The sequence below is a fragment of the Runella sp. SP2 genome, assembly GCF_003711225.1.
Taxonomy (GTDB): Bacteria; Bacteroidota; Bacteroidia; order Cytophagales; family Spirosomataceae; genus Runella.
This window is the reverse complement of record NZ_CP031030.1, coordinates 7263504-7282460: the sequence shown is the minus strand read 5'-3', so window position 1 is coordinate 7282460 and position 18957 is coordinate 7263504. Positions and strand designations below refer to the sequence as shown.

The 18957-nt window shown below is 45.7% G+C and carries 17 protein-coding genes; 6 read left to right on the top strand and 11 right to left on the bottom strand.

The features are described 5' to 3' along the window. Positions 1-24: 24 nt before the first annotated feature. Positions 25-2487, bottom strand: a complete 2463-nt coding sequence (gene thrA, locus DTQ70_RS29315) for a bifunctional aspartate kinase/homoserine dehydrogenase I (protein WP_122934099.1) — start codon at positions 2485-2487, stop codon at positions 25-27. A 153-nt stretch (positions 2488-2640) separates the two neighbouring features. On the opposite strand from thrA, the gene DTQ70_RS29310 reads away from it, so the two are divergent. From DTQ70_RS29310 to DTQ70_RS29300, 3 genes are all read left to right on the top strand, one after another. Then, positions 2641-3231, top strand: a complete 591-nt coding sequence (locus tag DTQ70_RS29310) for a Uma2 family endonuclease (RefSeq protein WP_122934098.1) — start codon at positions 2641-2643, stop codon at positions 3229-3231. Positions 3232-3353: 122 nt separating this feature from the next. Next, positions 3354-3587: a PspC domain-containing protein gene (locus DTQ70_RS29305; RefSeq protein ID WP_122934097.1), complete on the top strand. Its 234-nt coding sequence runs from the start codon at positions 3354-3356 to the stop codon at positions 3585-3587. 595 nt (positions 3588-4182) lie between these two features. Beyond that, a complete protein-coding gene (locus tag DTQ70_RS29300; RefSeq protein ID WP_122929371.1) occupies positions 4183-4911 on the top strand; it encodes a hypothetical protein in 729 nt (242 codons plus the stop codon). A 69-nt stretch (positions 4912-4980) separates the two neighbouring features. On the opposite strand, the gene DTQ70_RS29295 is transcribed toward DTQ70_RS29300, so the two are convergent. The 4 genes from DTQ70_RS29295 to DTQ70_RS29280 form a co-directional block, all read right to left on the bottom strand. After that, the gene (locus tag DTQ70_RS29295; RefSeq protein WP_122934096.1) at positions 4981-6207 is read right to left on the bottom strand and encodes an MFS transporter; all 1227 of its coding nucleotides are present in this window, start codon (positions 6205-6207) and stop codon (positions 4981-4983) included. Positions 6208-6343: 136 nt separating this feature from the next. Beyond that, a complete protein-coding gene (locus DTQ70_RS29290) occupies positions 6344-8005 on the bottom strand; it encodes a UxaA family hydrolase (RefSeq protein WP_122934095.1) in 1662 nt (553 codons plus the stop codon). Positions 8006-8178: 173 nt separating this feature from the next. Further along, a complete protein-coding gene (locus DTQ70_RS31370) occupies positions 8179-8442 on the bottom strand; it encodes a type II toxin-antitoxin system RelE/ParE family toxin (protein WP_122934094.1) in 264 nt (87 codons plus the stop codon). Further along, entirely contained in the window at positions 8423-8674 is a 252-nt protein-coding gene (locus DTQ70_RS29280; RefSeq protein ID WP_122934093.1) for a hypothetical protein, read from the bottom strand. The genes DTQ70_RS31370 and DTQ70_RS29280 overlap by 20 nt, the downstream gene beginning before the upstream one ends. A gap of 168 nt (positions 8675-8842) precedes the next feature. Here DTQ70_RS29280 and fumC point away from each other — a divergent pair, with 168 nt between their 5' ends. Continuing rightward, a complete protein-coding gene (gene fumC / locus DTQ70_RS29275) occupies positions 8843-10264 on the top strand; it encodes a class II fumarate hydratase (RefSeq protein ID WP_122934614.1) in 1422 nt (473 codons plus the stop codon). 116 nt (positions 10265-10380) lie between these two features. On the opposite strand, the gene DTQ70_RS29270 is transcribed toward fumC, so the two are convergent. From DTQ70_RS29270 to DTQ70_RS29255, 4 genes are all read right to left on the bottom strand, one after another. After that, on the bottom strand, positions 10381-10800 hold the full coding sequence (locus DTQ70_RS29270; protein WP_122934092.1) for an Hsp20/alpha crystallin family protein: 420 nt from the start codon (positions 10798-10800) through the stop codon (positions 10381-10383). Positions 10801-10815: 15 nt separating this feature from the next. Further along, positions 10816-11067 carry a hypothetical protein gene (locus DTQ70_RS29265; RefSeq protein ID WP_164490264.1) on the bottom strand — a complete coding sequence of 84 codons (252 nt, stop codon included), beginning with the start codon at positions 11065-11067 and terminating at the stop codon, positions 10816-10818. A 99-nt stretch (positions 11068-11166) separates the two neighbouring features. Further along, positions 11167-11496: a hypothetical protein gene (locus DTQ70_RS29260; RefSeq protein ID WP_122934090.1), complete on the bottom strand. Its 330-nt coding sequence runs from the start codon at positions 11494-11496 to the stop codon at positions 11167-11169. 23 nt (positions 11497-11519) lie between these two features. Continuing rightward, the gene (locus DTQ70_RS29255) at positions 11520-12068 is read right to left on the bottom strand and encodes an RNA polymerase sigma factor (RefSeq protein WP_122934089.1); all 549 of its coding nucleotides are present in this window, start codon (positions 12066-12068) and stop codon (positions 11520-11522) included. Positions 12069-12300: 232 nt separating this feature from the next. Between DTQ70_RS29255 and DTQ70_RS29250 the strand changes: the two genes are divergently transcribed. Beyond that, positions 12301-14013, top strand: coding sequence for an AMP-binding protein (locus tag DTQ70_RS29250; RefSeq protein ID WP_122934088.1), 1713 nt, complete (start codon positions 12301-12303; stop codon positions 14011-14013). A gap of 4 nt (positions 14014-14017) precedes the next feature. Beyond that, complete coding sequence (locus DTQ70_RS29245; RefSeq protein WP_122934087.1) at positions 14018-15814, top strand: acyl-CoA dehydrogenase; 1797 nt, start codon at positions 14018-14020, stop codon at positions 15812-15814. Between the two features lie 366 nt (positions 15815-16180). On the opposite strand, the gene DTQ70_RS29240 is transcribed toward DTQ70_RS29245, so the two are convergent. Both DTQ70_RS29240 and DTQ70_RS29235 read right to left on the bottom strand, forming a co-directional pair. Further along, complete coding sequence (locus tag DTQ70_RS29240; RefSeq protein ID WP_122934086.1) at positions 16181-17062, bottom strand: serine hydrolase; 882 nt, start codon at positions 17060-17062, stop codon at positions 16181-16183. 143 nt (positions 17063-17205) lie between these two features. Next, the gene (locus tag DTQ70_RS29235) at positions 17206-18705 is read right to left on the bottom strand and encodes a choice-of-anchor I family protein (protein ID WP_122934085.1); all 1500 of its coding nucleotides are present in this window, start codon (positions 18703-18705) and stop codon (positions 17206-17208) included. Between the last annotated feature and the right edge of the window lie 252 nt (positions 18706-18957).

The window sequence follows — 18957 nt, the reverse complement described above, 5'->3', positions numbered from 1 at the left end:
AACCGAAGTAAGAAAGCGGTACGGTTACGCCAAATAACTACTGATACTCATTACGTCGGCAAACACACCAGAGGCCGTTACTTCTGCCCCTGCACCTGGGCCTTTCACCACGAGCGGGCGGGTGTTATAACGCTCAGTTGTAAACGAGACGATGTTGTCGGCACCTGAAAGCGAATAAAACGGATGGTCAGCATCCACCGTGCGAAGTTGAAGCGTGGCTTTGCCATTTTCGAGGGTGGCAATGTAGCGAAGCTTTTCACCTTTGGCGACGGCCTCGTTGAGCAAATTCGCGAAATACGCATCCGAACCTTCTACTTCCTTAAAAAACGCATCGACGGTGGGCGCTTGTAAACAGTTTTCGGGCAAAATTGGGGCAATTTGAATATCGCTCATTTCGAGTGCAATGCCCGTTTCCCGTGCCAAAATCAAGATTTTGCGCGCTACGTCCAAGCCACTCAAATCGTCGCGTGGGTCGGGTTCGGTGTAACCTTTTTCTTTGGCCTCACCAACGATGTCCACAAAACGAGTACCTTCCACAAAACTGTTGAAGATAAACGACAACGTTCCTGATAAAATCGCCTCAATTTTGACAAACTTATCCCCACTCGACATCAACCCTTGAATCGTGTTGATGATGGGCAAACCAGCACCTACGTTGGTTTCGTACAAAAACTTAACACCCTTCCGAACGGCCGTTTGTTGCAAACGACGGTACTCCGCGTAGCTGCTCGAATTAGCCACTTTGTTGGGCGTTACTACCGACACGCTCGCATCGAGCAACGGGAAATAATATTGAATAATGTCTTTGTCAGACGTACAATCTATGAAAACGCTGTTGGGTAAGTTGAACTCCCGAATGCGTTGAACAAAGGCCGAAAGGCTGGTCGTTTTACCGTTTTCGTCCAGTTCTTCTTGCCAATTTTGCAAGCTTATTCCTTCGGGATTAAGCCACATTTTTTTACTACGCGCCAACCCTACCACATTGACTTTCAACAACTTTTCTTTGGCCAAATAATCCGATTGCGCCGCAAGTTGTTTCAAAAATGTACTTCCAATTAAGCCCGTACCTACGACAAACAAATTGAGCGTTCGTACTTCCGACTGGAAAAATACTCCGTGAATGGCGTTAAGTGCCTTCGAAAGGTCGTTTTTCTGAATTACCACCGAAATATTCAACTCCGAAGAGCCTTGGGCAGTTGCAATCACGTTGATGCCGTTTTTACCAAGGGCGGTAAACAATTTACCCGATACCCCCGTACTACGGCGCATTCCTTCACCCACAATCGCGATGATGGAAACGTTGCGTTGGATCTGAATACCGTCGCGGTCGATGTCGCCTGCGTTAATTTCAACCGCAAACTCTTGGTCGAGAACATCTTTGGCTCGTTCAGCATTTTTTGGGTCAATCGCAAAGCAGATTGAGTGCTCCGACGACGCCTGCGAAATCAAAATCACGCTGATTTTATTGCGCGACATGGCCGAAAACAAGCGAGCCGACACCCCAGCCACCCCAATCATCCCACTTCCTTGGACGTTGACCAACGCGATGTCGTCAATCGAACTAATCCCCGTAATGGCGTAGGGCGTTTCTAGGGCCGTGTTGTGCACGGTAGTTCCTTCCGAAGCCGTGTTAAACGTATTGAGAACTTTAATCGGAATGTTCTTGGCAAAGGCAGGTTGTAAGCTCGGCGGATAAATCACTTTTGCCCCAAAGTGGCTTAACTCCATCGCTTCGGCGTACGTAATGGTTGGAATCGTGAAGGCGTTTGACACCTTGCGCGGGTCGGCGGTCATCATTCCGTCCACGTCCGTCCAAATTTCAATCACTTCGGCGTCCAATGCCGCCCCAAAAATCGAGCCTGTATAATCAGAACCTCCGCGGCCGAGGGTCGTCGTGATTCCGTCTTCGGTAGAGCCAATAAAGCCCGTGATGCACAACAAGGCGTCAGTTTTGGCAAAATGCGCTTTGATTTGGGCATTGGTTACCTCAAAATCTACTTCGGCGTAGCTAAAGTGATTATTGGTACGAATGAGCGTGCGCGCATCACAAAACTCCGCGTTTACACCGCGTGCCTTGAGGGCTTCGGTAATGATGGTCGTCGATAGGCGTTCGCCAAACGACATCAACAAGTCGAGCGTGCGCGTCGATAGCTCACGAATCAGCGAAATCCCTTTCAACAAATCTTCCAATTCATTGACCAATCCGCGCACTTTTGCAATAGAACTACTCTGGCTTTTAATATCAATCAACCCGCGTACGGCCGTAAAGTGGCGTTCTTCGAGGGCTTTGAGTGCATCATAATAATCGGTATTTCCCGTGGACGCCATGCGCCCGATTTCAATCAGTTTATTCGTGACGCCCCCCATTGCCGAGTACACCACGGCAATGCGTTCGCCTTTTGCAATATTATCTTGTAAAATCTGGATGACTTGCTGGATACTTTCGACTGTGCCGCACGAAGTGCCGCCAAACTTGAGGACTTTCATTCTAACTATAGCGTATCGTTAAACTGGAGCGGCGAACCGCCTCGGTGAGTGAATAATCGGGTGACTAGCACCACTTTGACTTGTCTTGCTGCAAATATAGTGCGGTGATAGGGGAATTATCGTATTTTTGTTGTAAACAATGCCTTAAAAGTTATGTCTGCCGTTGAAAAAATACTCTCGCCCGATGATTATTTGCAATGGGAACGCGCTGCTGAATTCAAAAGTGAGTACCATCGAGGTACAATCACGTTGATGGCGGGGGCGTCACGCAATCATAATCGTGTGAGCGCAAATTTAAGCGTAGAGATAGGAGTTCGCCTCAAGAACTCTCGTTGCCAGCATTTTTCTCAAGACTTTCGGCTATGGATCCCTACCGAAGAATTTTACACCTACCCCGATTTAACGATTGTTTGTGGAAAGCTTGAGCTGCTCGATGACCAGTTTGACACCATGCTCAATCCCACGACCATCATTGAGGTTTTGTCTAAAAGTACAGCGCAATACGACAGAAGCGAAAAATTTGAATACTACCGCAGCATCCCCTCTTTTAAGGAATACGTCCTCATTGATTCAGAGCGAGTTAAAGTAGAAGTATGGCAAAAATTAGAATCACCTAACGTATGGGCATTGGTGCACGAAACGCGCCGTTTGGACGATTCTATTCAGTTAATGATGCTACCATCAGCCATTTCGCTCCAAGATATTTATGCCCAAACGGTGGGGCTTTTACACATCAACGGTTAAAATTCGTCCCTAAAAATCTCCCTTTGTCCCGCTTTTTTTCCATTGGTGTGAGTGTAGTTGCAACTATTGGGTATTACATAGTACCTTTGATTCAACAATAACACAAAAACTATTTAACAGCCATGGAAACTAACAGATTGTACCGCATAAAAAATCAAGCCGCCATCGGTGGTGTAGCCGCAGGTTTAGCGCATTATTTCGACATCGACCGTTCGATTGTTCGTATTTTGTTTGTGCTTGCGTTTTTCTTTGCTGCAGGCGTACCTGTCGTCTTTATTTATGTGCTTTTATGGGCATTTTTGCCCAAAGCCATGATGGAAGAGAAGCCTATCCACGTGATTAGGTTGCAAAATTAATAGCGGTTGTAACATCCAGAAAGTTGCTGTACGTCTTAAAGTTAAGTATTTATAGCGGCAAGAAGTTAAGTACTTTTGTTTTTTGATATACGCTCATACAAGCAACAACCGATGGGACAAGCGACCAATACAGCGATACGGCAGTCATTACTGGAGTTAAAAGCCTCAGGTAAAACACTAAAATATATTAGTGAACACTTAGGTGTTCCCTATGCTACCCTGCGAAACTTATGGCATAAACACCAAAAAACTCCCCAATCAAATTTACGAACAGCATATGAGAACTGTGGCAAAAAGCCGCCCAGTAGATCCGATGTGATTTATCGAGGAGCTCTTTGGCTAAAACGTTTACATCCAAATTGGGGAAGCCCCTTGATTCATATGCACCTGGTCAATCGCTATGGTTGCTCTCAGGTGGTTCATGTACGCACGATTCAACGTTGGTTTTTGTCAGCTCATATGAGCAAACCACGTTCCTAAAAATTAGAACCCAAAATTGGGCAATCAACACAGGTTCATAACATCTGGCAGGTAGATGCCAAAGAACGATTAAGCTTAGAAAATGGTCAATCAGCTTGTTATTTGACCATTGTGGATGAAAAAAGTGGAGCTTGTCTGGAAGCACCCGTTTTCCCCCTATGCCCGAATCAATCAAGTGCCCATTGACCAAATACGGCAAAAACTTATTGAGGTTTTCAACAAATGGGGAAAAGCAGGTTGTTTTAGAGTAGATAATGGCGAGCCATTCGGAAGTCCTGCTGGGGCACCTACTCCGCCTTTAGCGCTGTGGCTTATCGCTCACGATATTGATTTGACTTGGAATAAACCTTATTGTCCACAGATGAATAATCGCGTTGAGAAAATGCAAGATACCACTCAACGCTGGGCAGAAGTGCAAGCTTGCCGTTGTTTACAAGAATTACAAGCCAAGCTAGATGCCCAAATTCATATTCAACGACAGCTGTATCCAGTAACTCGGCTGGAGGGAAAAACCAGGGCGATGGCTTTCCCTGAGTTAATTACTAAACAACGCGTATTTTCAAGTAAAGACTTTGATTCAAAGAGAGTTCATGAATTTATTGCAAAAAAAATCTACACTCGAAAAGTATCATCAGTAGGACAAATTACGCATTTCGGACAAACGATTAGGGTAGGAAAAGAATTTGCTCACCAATTTGTCCAACTTAAATTCAAGCCAGATACCTTGAAGTGGCAAATCTCGAACTCCACTCAAATTATCAAAAATATTGCCGATAACTGTCTTACTGATGATAGAATCAAAAATATGACCGTATTTTCAAAACAAAAAAACCAATCAAACTAAATGTCTGTTTGAGCGTACCTAACTTTAAAGCGTACAACAATGTTCAAAACTTTCGGGAGGTTTTATTTTTTAAGAAAGCACACGGCTTCGTTCTTCCATCAACGACTCTACCCACCGAAATCCCAGATAACTCGCTACCGATACCGCTACCAACACGCCCCAAAGTGTATAAAACCCAAAACGAGTAGCGATTTGTCCACCCAATATGGGAGCCGTTACCTGCGCCACAGAGTAGCACATTGAATACAAAGCCGAATATTGTCCGCGATTTTGGGGAGTTGAGCGCTCAATGGTGAGGGAATTCAAAAACGGCATCGCCAGCATTTCGCTAAACGTAATGGTGACAACCGCCACGGGCAGAATCCACACCATTCCAGGGAAAAGAACGAAAAATAAGTAGGCCAAACCGCACAACAACACTCCCCAGCCAATAAAGGTCAGTTTGGAACGGAGTCGTTCAATTCGGTAAATCAACAGCATTTCGATGGCAGCTACCAGTACCCCGTTCATTCCCAGCAACAATCCAATATACACTTCCTTGATTTTCAACTCAGAACGCCAAAAAACGGGAACGATGCTGAAAAATGTCATAAAACAAATGGCAAAAAGCACCGTAAAAACCAACATCCGCATAAAAACTCCGTCGCGAAAAGCTGATTGATTAATGGGCACTTCTCGCTCGGTATGTTTTTGCTCTTCGGTAGCTTTGTTTCTATTTTTTACCAACAACAGTAAAAACAAGGCTGCTGATACGTTGGTGATGCCATCCGCAATAAAGAGGTACTTATAGCCAATCGTTGCAAAAATTCCGCCCAAAGCAGGCCCTATCGCCCAGCCGACGTTGATAGCCAAACGGTTGAGCGCGTACGCCCGCGTTCGGTTTTCGGGCGTACTGTAAAAGGCAATGGAGGTGGAATTGGCGGGACGAAACCCCTCTCCCACCAAATTGAGAAAGAAGGCCGTAACGCAAAGGGTAGGAATTGTGCGCATGTGCATCAACACAAAAAATGTCATTCCCCCCAGCGCCAAACTGAATAATTGCACGTAATAATGGCCGAGTTTATCGGTCAGTTTCCCTCCCAAATAGACACCCAAAATACCTCCCGCACCCGCGCAGCTTACGACCAGCCCCGCGTCGGAAAGCGTAAAATGCAGTGATTGAGTCAGGTAAACGCTCATGAAGGGAATGACCATCGTCCCCGAGCGGTTGATGAGCATCACGGCAGCAAGCAACCATATTTCGCGCGACATCCCGCCGTACGCATTTCGATAAAGTGTGGCTGTTTTTTGTATCATGTTTTTAGCTGTGATTAAATGCGTCAGAAAACGCTAAACCGGAAGTGTCCCGAAACGGAGTTCGAGACAAGCAAAAAAAGGGTCAGTCGGTAAATTTCCGACTGACCCTTTTGAATCTATCGTACAATTTACCAGTTTATAACGATACGCCGCGTTTCCACGGGATGAAATCGTCTTGGCCGAGGCGCTGGGCGTGAGTGAGTTTACCACTTGCTACGGCGATGATTTCTTCGAGTAAGGCATCGGCATTTTGGGCGATGGTTTCCTCTCCTGTCACGACCGTTCCGCAATTAAAGTCAATCACATCCACCATTTTTTCGGCTAGTTTGGAGTTGGTTGACACCTTCATCACGGGGCAAATGGGATTTCCTGTGGGCGTTCCTAAGCCCGTCGTAAACAAAATCACGGTGGCTCCAGCGGCGGTTTTTCCCGTGGTGGCTTCTACGTCGTTGCCTGGAGTACACACCAACTGCAAACCTTTTTCGTGGGAAATTTCGGTGTAGTTGGTCACGTCCTGAATCGGTGCCGAGCCACCTTTTTTCGCAGCTCCCGCCGATTTGATGGCGTCCGTAATCAAACCATCCTTGATGTTTCCAGGCGAAGGGTTAAACGCAAAAGCTGAACCTACGGCATCGGCTTTGCCCGAATAGTCGCGCATGAGTTTTTCAAACTTGGCCGCTTTTTCTTCCGTCACGCAGCGGTTGAGGAGTTCTTGCTCCACCCCGTGCAATTCTGGAAACTCGGCCAACAAGGTTTTTCCACCCAATGTCACCAAAATATCCGATACTTGTCCCAAAACGGGATTCGCCGAAATTCCCGAGAAACCATCCGAACCGCCACATTTTAAGCCAACTACCAGTTCAGTAATAGGCACGTCTTCGCGCTCGCATTCATTGGCTTTGATCAATCCCAAAAACGTTTGCTTAATCGCCGCCGACATCATCGCTGCCTCCGTTCCTTGCTGTTGTTCAAAAATATACAACGGCTTGTCAAACTTAGGGCTACGCTTGTGGATTTCGTCCATCAAGATTTTTTCTTCCGAGTTTTGGCAACCCAAACTCAACACCGTCACACCTGCCACGTTGGGGTGAACGGCATAAGCCGCAAACAACGAGCAAAGCGTGTGGGCGTCTTGGCGCGTACCTCCGCAGCCACCTTCGTGGGTCAAAAACTTAATCCCATCAACGTTTTTGAAAGGACGATTTAAGTCACTCGACCACGGGCGAGGCGCTGAAGAGTCGGTGAAAGGCGCTAACTTTTGAACCGTTTCCAACTGACCATTTTGGTACAAATGCAGCATTTCGCGCACTTGGTCGCGGTAAAGTTCAGGTTGCGCATAGCCCAATTCACGCTCAAAAGCGGTCTTGAGGGTCATCACGTTACGGTTTTCGCAAAATACCAACGGAATCACCAACCAGTAGTTGTAGGTTCCTACTTTTCCATCTGAGCGGCGGTAGCCTTTGAATGTGCGTCCTACCCACTTACTTACGTCGGGCGGGGTCCAGCTATACGGCTGACGTTTGGCTGTGCTATACGGCTCAGAGTCATGCTTGAGGTTATAGGTAGTAATGGGTTCGCCGCGCTTGATAGACTGCGAAGCACGACCTACCAATACGCCATACATGGTCACGGCATCGCCCGTTTCCAAATCGTGGGTTACAAACTTATGCTTGGCATAAACGGTGTGGGGTAAGAGATAAGATTCTCCTTCAAACTCAACAACTTCGCCCGCTGGTAGGTCGCGCAAAGCTACGATTACGTTATCGTTGGGGTTTACTTTTAATACTTTGTGAAGCATTTTAACAAATTGAGATGAGTGGCGTGGCCACAGTTATTAATTATTGGTTAATCTTGTAGGTTCTACAAAGGTTGTGTCTCTACGAGACTTTTAACGTTATGTGTTTGTATTTTAAACTTATACAAAGGTTCTGTTTCTTTTACTCTTAATCTACGTTGCTTGACTACTAACTTTTAAGGAAAAAATCGATAAATTTCCTTTCGGGGCAAAATTCGTCCAAAGACAATGGTATCCTCCTCCACGTAAAGCCCAATCCGATATTCTCCAACTCGAATTCGGTAAACATTTTTATACCCCGATAGCTTTTTGAGATTTGGGATATCTTTGAGGTTCTGAGCGTTACTAACTTGATTGTAAATTGCTAGCACTTCAGAAATAAGAGCAGAAGGACTCTTGTTTAAGTCTCTTTCAAATGATTTATTGGTTTGAAATTTCATTCTGCATCCATTTCAAAAACTCTTCTTGTTCTCTTTCTGACAATCTGCCCTCTTTCTTCCCTTCTTCTACCGCAATGCCCAACGCTAAATCTTCCTCTTCTTCGGTAAGCTCTCGTGGCTTCACTTCAATATCAAGCGCTTTGAGCACACTCAGAAGTGCTTTCTTCTGCTTACGAGTCACCTCAATGTCCAGCCTCAAACGCTGTTTGCGGATTGTGGAAGATGCAGTCATTGGTTTTATTTTTTTGGTAAAATTAGAGAGATTATGATTTCTATCAAAAGCGGGTAAGCGATTTGTGTTTACTTTTGCAAGATGGCTGAACAATTGTCCCAATTAGCTCATCCATCGACTCAATCATTCATTCAAATTCACCGCGCGGGCGGCCCCGTCATTCATCCAATGGAATTCCGTATAGAAAAAGACACGATGGGAAAGGTAGAAGTACCTGCACACGTGTATTGGGGAGCACAAACACAACGCTCCATCATGAACTTCCCGATTGCCCAAGACATCAACAAAATGCCGAAGGAAATCATTAGGGCGTTTGCTTACTTGAAAAAAGCGGCTGCTATCACCAACTTTGAGGCAGGTATCCTTCCAGAAGACAAAAAGAATTTGATTGCACAAGTGTGCGACGAAATTTTGGCAGGTCAGCTCGATGACCAGTTTCCGTTGGTCGTTTGGCAAACGGGTTCAGGCACGCAGTCAAACATGAACTGCAACGAGGTGATTGCTTACCGCGCCCACGTAATCAACGGTGGTTCGTTGTTGGACGAGAAAAAATTCTTGAATCCCAACGATGACGTCAATAAATCGCAGTCTTCCAACGATACGTTCCCGACGGCGATGCACATTGCGGCCTACAAAATTTTGATCGAAGTTACTATTCCTGGCATCCAAAAACTCCGTGATACGCTCAAAGCCAAATCGGAGGCGTTTAAGGACGTCGTAAAAATTGGTCGTACGCACTTCATGGATGCGACGCCATTAACCCTCGGGCAAGAGTTTTCGGGCTACGTTTCTCAACTTGACCACGGCTTGCGCGCCATCAACAATACCTTGGCGCACTTGTCAGAATTGGCGTTGGGTGGAACGGCCGTAGGAACGGGAATCAACACGCCAAAAGGTTATTCTGAAAACGTAGCGGGTCACATCGCGGCGTTGACGGGTCTGCCATTCATCACGGCCGAAAACAAATTTGAAGCCTTGGCAGCCCACGATGCCATTGTGGAAGCCCACGGCGCGCTTAAAACGGTAGCCGTTAGCTTGATGAAAATTGCCAACGACATCCGTATGCTTTCGTCGGGACCACGCGCGGGTATCGGCGAAATCTTCATTCCTGACAACGAACCTGGAAGCTCTATCATGCCAGGAAAAGTAAACCCAACACAGTGCGAAGCCATGACCATGGTAGCCTGCCAAGTATTGGGCAACGACGTAGCAATTAACATCGGTGGCTCAAACGGTCACTTCGAGTTGAACGTGTTTAAGCCTGTGATGATTTACAACTTCTTGCACTCAGCGCGTTTGATTGGCGATGTATGCGTAGCTTTCAACGATAAGTGTGCAGTAGGTATCGAGCCATTGACGGACAACATCCGTAAGCACGTCAACAACTCGTTGATGTTGGTAACGGCATTGAACCCTAAAATCGGTTACTACAACGCGGCGGCCATCGCGCAAGATGCCCACAAGCGTGGCATTACCCTCAAACAAGCCGCGCTTGAGTTTGAACTCAAAGGTCTGGATTTCACACACATGACTTCTGACCAATTTGATGAGTGGGTACGCCCTGAAGACATGGTGGGTGGGTTGAAATAAGTTTGTGGTTTTTACATTGCCTGTTGACAGGTTTATAATAAAAATAGTCGGCTACCTTGGCAGCCGACTATTTTTATTATGCGCTTAGGGCGGGTTGTGAGCAACCCTTTCCACGTTTACGCTACTGCAATCTCCTGTGCGGGCTTAGCTGAGCCTGGAACAATCGGCAATGTCACTTGCAATACGCCGTTTTTGTACTCAGCTTTGATGCCCTCCGACTCGATGGTTTCGTCAATGACAAAGGTACGCTCAAACGAAGCCTTGGTAAACTCGTTACGAATCCACTGTTGGTTTTCTTTGATGTCTTCTTTTGCCTGATACGCAATCGTCAGCTCGTTGCCTTTGAGACTGATTTTAAAGTCTTCCTTAGCGCGGTCGGGAGCGATGACGAAGATTTCGTAGCTGTTTTCGGTTTTTAGTACATTGACAGGTACTCGGTATTGATTACCTGCAAAGGCACGACCGAACTGTTTTCCAAACGGGCCGAACCCCATTCCAGAGTGTCCGTGCCCACATTTTCTGTGATGATGATACATGGCTATTAAAATTGATTAAATTTTCGTGATAGGGTGTTGAAACGAATCGTTCAAGTTTTCTTTACGGTATTGCGCTGTTACGTCCTCATAAGGTGTGTAATACGCCTGATAGCGTTTCCATTGGCGACGGCGGCGACCCATCATAAGTCGAAATGCCAAGCCAAAAAACAAGAAAAAGAAAAACGCTTTCAGTAATAAGAAAGGCAACATGAACAGAAATAAAGCGCCAAAAAGTACGGCTCCGATAACTCTCAAAATAGTAAACATAGCTGTTAAATGGTTATATGGTGATGTGTACAAACCCTGTACAAATAGGATGACGATTGAAATCAAAAATTACTTTAACGAATTCTGATTTTTTTTGAATTAATTTTTACCGCAGCGTTTACGCCATTCTTCGCGCAAGCGAGCGCGCTCTTCGTCGTTCATGTGAAGCCATTTTTCCCGAAAAGCAGCTTTCTTTTGGGCGTGCTGTGCCCAAGGTGCACCCTTGCCACGGCTAAAGTTCCCAAACAACAAACGGCACAAAATCAATAATCCCACTGCTTGCCAATAAGATATAAAAGCGGTGCCGAGTAAGGAAGGCAAAATAGCATTCCAAAGCCACATGACGGCAGCCCCAAGTACCAAAACGGCCACCACCGCAAAAAGCGGAAATAAGAAAAAATAGGCCCGACGATTGTGTTTAGTAGTCATGGTTGCGTTGGTCAAAAAAATGGTTAATCAATCAATAAATCTTGGTACAAACCCGCCAACCGTTTGCGCAAATGCTGCACAGCGTAGCGTTTGCGAGAAATCAGCGTTTTGATGTTCTCACCCGTGCGGTCAGCTATTTCCTGAAACGTCTCGTCTTCAAGTTCGTTCCACACAAACACCTGACGCTGGTTTTCGGGAAGTTCGTCGAGGGCTTCCATGAGTTGTTGCCAAAACAACTCGCGGAGATAGTCACTTTCGGGCGTTCCGTCGTCGGCGAGCAATAAATCTTTGAACACAATTTCGCCGTCTTCGTCTTCGTAGCCGTAATCTTCGAGGGTTTCGGGGCGCTGCTTACGGTAAGTATCCACAATGCGGTTCCGAGCCACGCGATACAGCCAGCTTCCCACTTGCTCAATGGCTTCTACTTCGGGCTGACTGCTCAGTTGGTACCAAACGTCCTGCAAAATATCCTCAGCATCTTCGTCGCTGCTTACGCGCTGACGAATGAAGCCAAAAAGTTGCTTGCTGTACTTTTTGATGGTCTGAACAATAGGTAGTCGTGCGGTTGCCAATGTTAATTTTAAGTGGTTAATTGGTTAGACGAACAACTTTGAAAATTACTTTAAACTGGGTAAAGTTTTTTTTGTAGTAGACGTTTTTGCTCGTTCTGTCGTACTGAATATAGAGGAAAAGACCTTAAAATCATTTTTTGTCATGAAAAGTCTGGGGTAAAACTTCTTCCCTCTAACTTCATTTATATCTTTGTAGTGTACAATTTTTTCTAAACATCAACCTAAAATCTGAATGGCTGTAACTAGAGATACCTTTCCGTGGCTAAAATTTTACCCAGCGGGAATGCCCTTTGAAATTAATCCAGATATCTATTCTTCGTTGTTAGAAATGATTGATGAAGGCTTTACAAAGTATGCCTCGCGTAAAGCTTATTCCTGCATGGGCAAAGAAATTACGTATGCTGAGTTAGACAAACAATCTCGCAATTTTGCTGCCTATCTGCAAAGCATCGGCCTCCAAAAAGGCGACCGCCTTGCGATTCAAATGCCCAACGTGCTGCAATACCCCATTGCGATGTTTGGTGCATTGCGGGCAGGACTCACGGTGGTCAATACCAATCCGCTTTATACGCCCCGCGAAATGGAGCACCAATTCAAAGATTCGGGAGCAAAAGCCATTGTGATTTTGGCCAACTTTGCTTCTAACCTTGAAAAGGTACTTCCTCATACCAATATCGAGCACGTGCTGGTCACCGAGATTGGCGATTTGTTGGGTTTTGGCAAAAAACAACTTGTCAACTTTGTGGTAAAGAATGTCAAAAAGATGGTTCCTGACTATGACCTTCCTACCGCAAAGTCGTTTACGGATGCGTTGAGCAAAGGCGCCGCCGCCGAATACCAAAAACCTGATTTGAGAAATTCAGACTTGGCCTTTATTCAATATACGGGTGGGACAACGGGGGTGTCGAAAGGAGCCATGCTAACCCACCGCAACATCATTTCTAACGTAGAAGCCAACTGCGTCTATTTGAGCCCGATGCTCAATACGATTCCCGAAGGACAGACCAACGTGATTGTGGCAGCTTTGCCGCTGTACCACGTGTACGCGCTTACGTGCAACGCCCTTTCTGCCCTTAAAAACGGCGGGATGAACTTGCTCATTACTAATCCTCGCGACATGGAGGCGTTTATCAAAGACCTGAAAAAGTACAAAGTGACCACCTTTACGGGCGTGAATACATTGTACAATGGCTTGATGAATCACCCCAAAATTGGCGAAGTTGATTTTAGCGGCCTCAAAATAACCTCGGCGGGAGGAATGGCACTACAAAAAGTGGTGGCCGAACGATGGTATAAGCTCACAGGCAATTTGCCAACCGAAGGCTACGGCTTGTCTGAGACATCGCCCGTACTTTGTGCTAACCCTCTAAAAACAACTGATAACCGCGTAGGTACGATAGGAATTCCCTTCCCAAGTACCGAAATGCGCATCATGCGCGACGATAGCACCTGGGCCGGCATAGGCGAAGCAGGCGAAATCTGTGCATTAGGCCCACAAGTAATGCCAGGTTACTACAACCGCCCCGACGAAACGGCCAAAGTGATGTTTACCGACCCTTCCGATGGCCGTCAATGGTTCAAAACGGGGGATGTTGGAGTGATGGATGCCGATGGCTTCTTCAAAATCGTGGATCGGAAAAAAGACATGGTACTTGTGTCAGGTTTCAACGTGTATCCCAACGAAATAGAAGATGTGGTAGCGCAATGTCAGGGTGTTTTGGAGGTTGCTTGTATTGGTGTACCCGACGAAAAAACAACCGAAGCGGTGAAGATTTTTGTGGTAAAAAAAGATGAAAGCCTTACAAAAGAGCAAATTATGGCCTATTGTCGCGAAAACTTGACGGCCTACAAATGCCCTAAGCACATCGAATTCCGTACCGAATTGCCCAAGACCAACGTAGGCAAAATTCTACGAAAGGCTTTGCGGGATGAGGTAAAAAAATAATCGTATGTTTTTTTCAAAACACGACCTTCAATTTAATCTGTACCAACTGCTTGACGTGGAGCAGTTGGTACAATACCCGTACTTCCAAGACCACAATCGGGAGTCGTTTGATATGGTGCTGGACGCCGCCGAGCAAATCGCCGACAAAATGTTGCGCCCTTTGCTGACCGAAATGGACAGAAATGAGCCCCAACTTGTCGATGGAAAAATCCTCGTCCACGAAGGGATGAAAGCCATCACGCGGCGTTTTGGGGAAGATGGCTGGATAAATGCCACTTTTAGCTACGAAGAAGGCGGGCAACAACTCCCCGCGACGGTTCACAATGCGGCAGCGTTTATTTTTCAAGCCGCTAATTATTCGGCCAGTGTGTATCCATTTTTGACCACAGGAGCGGCCAATTTGATTAGAAGTTTTGGTTCACAAGAACTCATTGATACCTACACGCCCAACATGTACAACGGTCGTTGGCAAGGAACCATGGCCTTGACCGAGCCCAACGCAGGAAGCTCGCTATCAGACATTTCAACCAGCGCCGAACCTACTCAAACCGCAGGTGTTTACAAAATACAAGGGCAAAAAATCTTTATTTCGTGCGGTGATCACGACGCCTGCGAAAACGTGGTTCATTTGTTGTTGGCCAAAATCAAAGGCGGCCCCATCGGTACGAAAGGAATCTCGTTGTTTATAGTACCTCAGCAACGCGTTACGCCCGAAGGATTGGTGCCCAACGGCGTCACCACACCAGGGGTCTATCATAAAATGGGCTACAAAGGAGCGCCAATCGCGCACTTGATGTTTGGTTCTGATACCGACTGCTTGGGCTATTTGGTGGGAGAAGAACACAAAGGGCTGAGTTATATGTTCCAAATGATGAACGAAGCTCGGGTTGGAGTGGGCACCAACGCGGCGGCCATCGGCACGGCAGCCTACTACGCCTCGTTGGCCTATGCCAAAGAACGTCCACAAGGCAGGCCCATCGCGGCCAAAGACCCAGCCCAGCCTCAGACGCTGATTATCCACCACGCGGATGTCAAACGAATGTTATTATTTCAAAAATCGGTGGTTGAAGGTTCGCTGTCGTTGTTGTTGCAGTGTGGACTTTGGGCCGATATTGCCCACGTCGCCGAAGGAGCTGAGAGAGAAAAGGCAGAATTATTACTAGATTTGCTTACGCCCATTGCCAAGTCCTACCCGTCCGAAATGTGCTGCCAAACTACCAGTGCAGCCGTGCAGATTTTGGGAGGTGCAGGCTATACGACCGATTTTCCGCTCGAACAATATTACCGTGAAGCGCGTATTCATCCCATTCACGAAGGTACAACGGGGATTCATGGGCTCGATTTATTAGGCCGAAAAATTACCCTCAAAGGTGGAAAAGCGGTACAATTGCTGGCCGAAGAAATGAGCCTGACCATCGCGCAGGCCAAAGCCGCTGTCAACGAACCAAAGCTACCTATTTGGGCAGAGCAGTTAGAAAAGACATTGCTCAAGGTGCAACAAGTAACGGGGCACCTGTTGGCCATAGCTCCGCAAAATGTGGAGGCATTTTTGGCCGACGCCACGCTTTATTTAGAAATGTTTGGAATTACAACCATCGCTTGGCAGTGGCTCAAACAAGCTAGCGAAGCAAACAAAAAACTGGTGGATACCAACGCTGATTCAGAACGCCATTTTTACCAAGGAAAAATAGCTACTGCTCATTATTTCTTTGAATATGAATTGGTAAAGACCACGGCCCTAGCCAAGCGACTTCTTAGTCAAAATCGAGCAACGGTGGAGATGCAGCCCGAGTGGTTCTAATTCTATTGAATAGTATAAAAACAAAAAAGCCGTGCAGAAGATCCGCGCGGCTTTTTGACTTTACTCAACGTTATGAAAAACTCTTTATTTTGACTCTTCTTATCATAAGAAGTAACATCATTAGTAAATGTAGTAGCTTCTAGTTTACTTAAAGACAACCTAGTTTGGCGGCAGTCGTTTAAACAACTCTACAAAGTTAGTGACTTATTCTTTTAGAAAGAAATACATTTCATTGAAAAAAAGATAAAAATTAACAAAAAGCCCACGAAAAGGCTAAAAAAGGCTATGTTCTACCGTCTTTTTGGCACAAATTTTTTTACTAAACTTACGATTAGCCGCCCTAAACCTTCCAAAGATAGCCCCAACTTACTTTACGGCTTCATAAATCAGCCTTGAAATATCCGCGAGTGCTCTTACTCCTTCTTTGGGTTTTACCAATTTTTTTGAAAGTAAAATTAGCACATATTTTCGGCCATCGGGAAGAAATACAATACCTGAGTCGTGCTGAACTCCCGTAATAGACCCTGTCTTGTGAGCAACCTTCACAATCCCTGGAAGCTGAGCTGGAATAATTTCATTAAATTTTTGATCAAATAAAATGCGAATCATTTCATCACAGGCTTTTCTGTTAACCACTTTTTTAAGCGCAATTTTTTCAAAAATAAGCATCAAATCATAAGCCGTGACGGAGTTATTTAGGCCTTTCTGAAACGCCTTAGTATCTTCCACACCTCGCAAAACCTGAATCTCTTTCGCTCCGAGCTGACGCATCGTTGCATTGGCATTTTTGGCGTCCACCAGGTCAATCAAAATATTCGTGGCAAGGTTGCTACTTACAATAATCATTTGGTACGTGAGATCATAGATTGTCATTTTTTTGCCAATTTGGCGGTACATATCATCGGCGCTATCGTCACTAATATCAAGCTTAAACGGACTGCCATCGACAATGCTCTTGAATTCATTTTTAACCAAAATCGAATCGGTAAGTTTGAATTTTTTCGCTTTGGCTTGCTTGAAAACCTCAATCATTACGGGCGTTTTCATGGTACTTGCCGCGTGAAAATTTTCTCGCTCATTGATAAAGAATGTTTCTTGCGTTTGAAGGTCTTTGAAAGCAACTGCGAACTCCCCTTCTACGGTTTTGAGGCGTGCCGTAATCGTTTCTTTGAGGCTAGAGATAGGAGGTTTTTGGGCAAAAACGCAGAGGGATAAACAAGAAAAAAAGGCTAGGTAAAGAAGTTTCATGTTGATGACGTTTAAACACGAAACATACCAATTTTTTCGGAATTTAGCACTAAAAACAACAACGGCGCTGCCTAAATTAGACAACGCCGTTGACAGATTCGTTCGTTTTGTGATTGTGGTTGCTCACAACCACAATTTTCTCCTTATTGAGGACGGTAAATTTTGATAATCCCGTCATTTTCACTGCTGACAATCAATAAGCTCTTCTTGAGCGGGCTTTGGTTTGCGGGGACAAACAAAACACCTTCTGGTGCATCACCCGTCTTGAGAAGTTGTAAAAAGACGGGAGCAGTAGGATTGGTAACGTCATAAACAGCCACTGCGTCGGCGCGTTCCATTCCTACAAAAGCTACTTTGCGAGTCCCTACTTGGCCAATGGCAATACCCTCAGGCTCAACGCCTTTGTCATCGCTACGGGCATCGTCATAAACTCCCGCAGCAATGCTGCGTACTTCAAGCTCATTTTTGCTATCAAATACCTGAGCACCCGTATTTCCGTTCCATACACTAAACGAACGTGCTCCCAACGAATAAAGCGCATCATAATCATTATCGCCGTCGGTATTGCCAAGGGTAGTTGTGATATTAAGGCGTCCCATCTGAGCATTAGTTTTAAGAGTAGCAGCATTAGGGAAAGCCGTCGGGTCGAGTATTATTGAACTGTGATTGACACGACGGATTTCAGAAAAACCAGTGTATTCGCGGGCGTCACCTTCATTGGCCGTGAAAAGATAAGGTACACCACCTGACTCTAGAACGGCAATGGCGTCGGGCTGATACATGCCAAAAGCAGGCCATTTTTTCAAGGCAATGGCATTGTCTTGGTCGCTCACGTCGATGGCGTTTTCGTCAAGGTTATAATTTTTGAAGCCTAATGGAAAAATCGTACTAATCGTTTTTGACGTAAGGTCAATTTTGGCAATGGCATTGTTTTCTTGCAGCGTCACCCAAGCGGTTTTTGAATCATCCGAGACAGTAATGTATTCGGGTTCAATGTCTTGGGCAAAACTAGCGTTGAGTCCAAAAATACGCAATCCTTGGGCTTTAAGGGCTGCTTGCTGAGGCGCAAAACCTGAGAAATCGAGGGTTTTTACCGAATAGTTGTCATCCACCGAAATGATAGAAACGCTTCCGACGGGGTCGATGGTGTAGGCGTCGTTGGGTTCGCCTTCATTGGCAGTAAGGATATAACGACCATCAGGTGAGAATGTCACCATGTCAGGCAAAGCACCTACCGGAATTACTTTCAGTTCTTTTTGGTCAATGGTGTTGAATACGACAACTTTACCTGGGTCGGTTTTAGTAGCAGACTCAATGGCAGCGGCTAGTTTGCCGTTGAAAATACTCAAGCTATTGACAGCTCCGCCGTACGGGGTCATGCTGATATTTCCTACCACCCTGAGTTGGCTATTTGCACTTACTTCAAGGATGTCAATTTTGTTAACAGTACTGTTATTCACCACAAACAAACGCCCAGTGGTAGGGTCAAAAGCACTGATTTCGGCAGCACCTGTATCACCGATGTCGATGCTTGCAATTTCGGTAAAAGTAGCTGGGTTTTCATTGAATGCAGGGTCGAGTCGGTGATCGGCACAAGCATACACAAACAACAATAGGGTGAGGGGTAAAAGTATCTTTTGCATAAACGAAATGGATTAAGCTGCAAAAGTACCTGTGCGTTGTTACCTCTATTTCACGCAAAAATTAAGTTCAAATGAAGTTTTCAGTAGTGTTTCAGCTATTTTTTTACAATTTGTTTACGTACATCGGTCTGACTGTCGTCTGACCGATGTACGTGATTCAGTTCAGACGATAGTCAGACCGATGCAACGTTGGTCAGACGACAGTCAGACCGAAATTGCTAAAAAGTGACGATCTTTTAGTTCCAACTGCAC

Excerpts from the sequence above, each read along its gene's own strand:
- DTQ70_RS29295 (WP_122934096.1), bottom strand. The coding sequence starts at position 6,207 with ATGATACAAAAAACAGCCACACTTTATCGAAATGCGTACGGCGGGATG.
- fumC (WP_122934614.1), top strand. The coding sequence starts at position 8,843 with ATGGAATTCCGTATAGAAAAAGACACGATGGGAAAGGTAGAAGTACCT.
- DTQ70_RS29280 (WP_122934093.1), bottom strand. The coding sequence starts at position 8,674 with ATGACTGCATCTTCCACAATCCGCAAACAGCGTTTGAGGCTGGACATT.
- DTQ70_RS29265 (WP_164490264.1), bottom strand. The coding sequence starts at position 11,067 with ATGTTTACTATTTTGAGAGTTATCGGAGCCGTACTTTTTGGCGCTTTA.
- DTQ70_RS29310 (WP_122934098.1), top strand. The coding sequence starts at position 2,641 with ATGTCTGCCGTTGAAAAAATACTCTCGCCCGATGATTATTTGCAATGG.
- DTQ70_RS29290 (WP_122934095.1), bottom strand. The coding sequence starts at position 8,005 with ATGCTTCACAAAGTATTAAAAGTAAACCCCAACGATAACGTAATCGTA.
- DTQ70_RS29270 (WP_122934092.1), bottom strand. The coding sequence starts at position 10,800 with ATGTATCATCATCACAGAAAATGTGGGCACGGACACTCTGGAATGGGG.
- DTQ70_RS29235 (WP_122934085.1), bottom strand. The coding sequence starts at position 18,705 with ATGCAAAAGATACTTTTACCCCTCACCCTATTGTTGTTTGTGTATGCT.
- thrA (WP_122934099.1), bottom strand. The coding sequence starts at position 2,487 with ATGAAAGTCCTCAAGTTTGGCGGCACTTCGTGCGGCACAGTCGAAAGT.
- DTQ70_RS29300 (WP_122929371.1), top strand. The coding sequence starts at position 4,183 with ATGAAAAAAGTGGAGCTTGTCTGGAAGCACCCGTTTTCCCCCTATGCC.
- DTQ70_RS31370 (WP_122934094.1), bottom strand. The coding sequence starts at position 8,442 with ATGAAATTTCAAACCAATAAATCATTTGAAAGAGACTTAAACAAGAGT.
- DTQ70_RS29250 (WP_122934088.1), top strand. The coding sequence starts at position 12,301 with ATGGCTGTAACTAGAGATACCTTTCCGTGGCTAAAATTTTACCCAGCG.
- DTQ70_RS29240 (WP_122934086.1), bottom strand. The coding sequence starts at position 17,062 with ATGAAACTTCTTTACCTAGCCTTTTTTTCTTGTTTATCCCTCTGCGTT.
- DTQ70_RS29245 (WP_122934087.1), top strand. The coding sequence starts at position 14,018 with ATGTTTTTTTCAAAACACGACCTTCAATTTAATCTGTACCAACTGCTT.
- DTQ70_RS29260 (WP_122934090.1), bottom strand. The coding sequence starts at position 11,496 with ATGACTACTAAACACAATCGTCGGGCCTATTTTTTCTTATTTCCGCTT.
- DTQ70_RS29305 (WP_122934097.1), top strand. The coding sequence starts at position 3,354 with ATGGAAACTAACAGATTGTACCGCATAAAAAATCAAGCCGCCATCGGT.